Origin of the sequence: Psychrobacter sp. TB20-MNA-CIBAN-0197 (genome assembly GCF_040309765.1) — a bacterium.
Taxonomy (GTDB): Bacteria; Pseudomonadota; Gammaproteobacteria; order Pseudomonadales; family Moraxellaceae; genus Psychrobacter; species Psychrobacter submarinus.
On the sequence record NZ_JBEOPC010000151.1, the window covers coordinates 1 to 389 of the forward strand.

The 389-nt window shown below is 62.7% G+C and carries 1 protein-coding gene; it reads left to right on the forward strand.

The window, feature by feature from the left end:
• Positions 1-108: 108 nt before the first annotated feature.
• Positions 109-389: hypothetical protein (locus tag AAEY83_RS13070; protein WP_351059383.1), on the forward strand; the 281-nt coding region annotated here is incomplete at its 3' end.

Below are 389 nucleotides of genomic sequence, written 5' to 3' on the forward strand. Positions count from 1 at the left end.
GGCCAATCGTCTGTTGCTCAAGCGGCGCATCGAGCGCGAGTCTGCCGCGTCCATGCTTGCCCTGCGCGACACGACCGCGCAGTACATCGGCGCGGCGAGGGCCAGCGCGTGAAATTACGTTATGTGCTGTGCCTGCTGATCACTCTCGTCATCGCCTTCTTGTTGTTGCTGCCAACCAAAGTCGTACCAGTGGCCTGGACACCGCCACCGGCGCCCTCGTTGAAAGACGGGATCTACGCGGACAATCAGCGCCTCAAAGCTGTGGCGAAGGTCGGGCCGAGCGACATCGAAGGGCCTGAGGCGCTGCTGCTGGAAGACGAATTCCTCATTACCGGATTGCATGACGGCCGGCTGATCCGCAGCAGCCTCGACGGCACGCAGCGCAAGGT